This window comes from Lactobacillus sp. VURO6/B1 (VP7), assembly GCF_058139575.1.
Window position 1 is genome coordinate 1 of the sequence record NZ_JBVOWJ010000032.1, and the last position, 2,220, is coordinate 2,220.

The 2,220-nt window shown below is 30.1% G+C and carries 3 protein-coding genes; all 3 read right to left on the reverse strand.

The genetic code is table 11. From position 1 onward, the window contains the following. Positions 1-139: 139 nt before the first annotated feature. The 3 genes from ACZ2M0_RS09375 to ACZ2M0_RS09385 all read right to left on the reverse strand — a co-directional run bounded on the left by ACZ2M0_RS09375 (position 140) and on the right by ACZ2M0_RS09385 (position 1,828). Positions 140-379 carry a hypothetical protein gene (locus ACZ2M0_RS09375; RefSeq protein WP_038521144.1) on the reverse strand — a complete coding sequence of 80 codons (240 nt, stop codon included), beginning with the start codon at positions 377-379 and terminating at the stop codon, positions 140-142. 25 nt (positions 380-404) lie between these two features. Next, the gene (locus ACZ2M0_RS09380; RefSeq protein ID WP_038521147.1) at positions 405-908 is read right to left on the reverse strand and encodes a hypothetical protein; all 504 of its coding nucleotides are present in this window, start codon (positions 906-908) and stop codon (positions 405-407) included. 401 nt (positions 909-1,309) lie between these two features. Beyond that, positions 1,310-1,828, reverse strand: a complete 519-nt coding sequence (locus ACZ2M0_RS09385; RefSeq protein WP_038521150.1) for a hypothetical protein — start codon at positions 1,826-1,828, stop codon at positions 1,310-1,312. Positions 1,829-2,220 lie beyond the last annotated feature (392 nt).

Sequence of the window (2,220 nt, forward strand, 5' to 3'; positions counted from 1 at the left end):
TTGTAGCACTAGGTTTCGTAGCAACTTCGCTTAATGTACATTATGTTAAGTTGCTTTGGTATATATGGAATTATTTTTTTGATTAGGTATTTAATCTGCTTAATTTGTAATTAATTTGCGTATTTGAGTTTTGGTTTGCTTATTTTTTGTTATTTTTGAAGAATATCATCCATTCATAAACACATGTAATAACTGCTATTAGATAATCATACCAATGAAAAGCTTTTGAAAAGCCCACTAAAGAGAGGAGAAACACAGCAATCAACGCTAAAGTAAAAAGGATAGGCATAGCAAGCGTCATATTGTATCTGGCAAGCCAAGTATCGATTGGCAGAAGCTCTAGAGCCAAGATAATGATTATTATTAAAGTAGTATTCATGTTATAGTCACACCTTTTAGATTATTTAAAGATAGATAAATACGACTGTTCGTGCCGTCCAGTAAGCGACTGTGCTGTTAAGGTGAAGATAATGAATTAGCGCATATCGTATACCATCTTCAGCTTTACCTTCATAATCAGTTAGAAAGTTTACAAAAGCTTTTAGTGGCTTAGTTTTTAAACTGTTACCAGTAATTTTAGCAACGTATTTGGCAATTTTCTTAATTGTTTCTAACTTTAAGCCACGTGTCAGGTTATTGTTTTGTTCAGTAATTTTGTCTTGTAAGAGAGTATTCTGCTGCTCCTCATTAAGTCCAGCACCATTAACAATTTGATCAAACTCATCTTGTTGATCTTTAGTTAATGAACCGTACAATGCCCCATATGAACTGTTGTTTTGATTTTCATTGGAATTACTTACGGAGTTGTCCGTAGCAGCAAATGTATTTACTACAGTTGTTGCCATAGTCGTTCCTATAAAACTTGCTGCCCCAAGAGAAATTCCCAATTTTTTAATGGTACTTTTCATAATAGTACGCCTTTCATAATATTTTAGATCAATGTCGACATTGATATTAAAACCATAGTTCAGCATAAAAATTTGTCAACAAATAATATTAAAAAATAATCATGTATATATAAACATATAGTTCGTTAAATATCCAGTTAATTTGTGCTTTATAATATGAAATTATCAAGTTTTTCAAAGATTAATAACTAGAAGATAAAATAAAAAATGACTCTTACGAGTCATTTGAAATATTGATTACTTATTTAAAAAATACAGTGAAAATTAATATTATAGTAGGTGAAATTATTGTCAAAATAACTTTGAATACGTTACTTTTAAACATTAAGTTCCCTATTGTTAGCGAATGATTATAAGTCAGTTAGAAGTGATCTTAAGATGCCTCAAGGTCTTATGCCCAATTATTTAAAAATCTTTTGCCACCAGTGTTCATTTTTTCGAACTGGCTCTTTTAGTTCATTATCAATGTTTCTTTCCTTACGTTCTAAAGAGCCCTGCTCTTTTATCTTTTGGTCTCTGCCATGTAACTGTTGTTGTTGGTTCATAAGCTGCATTAACCGATCAAACTTTTTTCCTAAAGCCCTATTAGCTTCTCTTAACTCTTTATTCTGCTCCTCGATTTTACTTAAATATCGATTATTAAGCTGATCAATTTCTTCTTGTTGTTTCGCTACTTTTTCTTCCAAATGTCTGACGTAATCAGTTTTACTAATTGATCTAGCAGAACCTACTTCACCATTTTTAAAATGAGCAATGACTTTCTTCGCTTCTGATTCATCAAGAACCATTTTTCTATTTTCTTTTTTATATATTATCTTATATTTTTTTATATACGAATTAATCCTTGTTCTATATCTTGCTACTTCTTTATTAGATGCTGTAGGTACTATTATATCAATTATTTCTCTTATATCTTTCATATATATTTCTCTTATATTGCTATATATTACTATATATTTCTATATATTATTATATATCAATAACAGGACGAAGTCCTCAAAAGAGTAAAGAGGGTTTTATTAAAACATAGAAGCACACGTAGATTTCAAAAGTGTAGATATACAAAAAGGCAATCCAAATGGATTGCCTAGACGTCTAGTATGTCTCTTTTGCATGCGAGGATCGCACTTTATTTTTCACGAAGTTTTTTATAAATCTTTTAAAACTGATAGCCATTTGGCTTAGCACTACTTCGACTAATATTTATATTAGGTTGCCTGGTCCAGTAAAGGTAGCCTTAATAGACAATTAACCAGATAGCTATTAGAATTTAAGGATAAAGGAGTAATTACAATGAAAATTAACAAAAAAT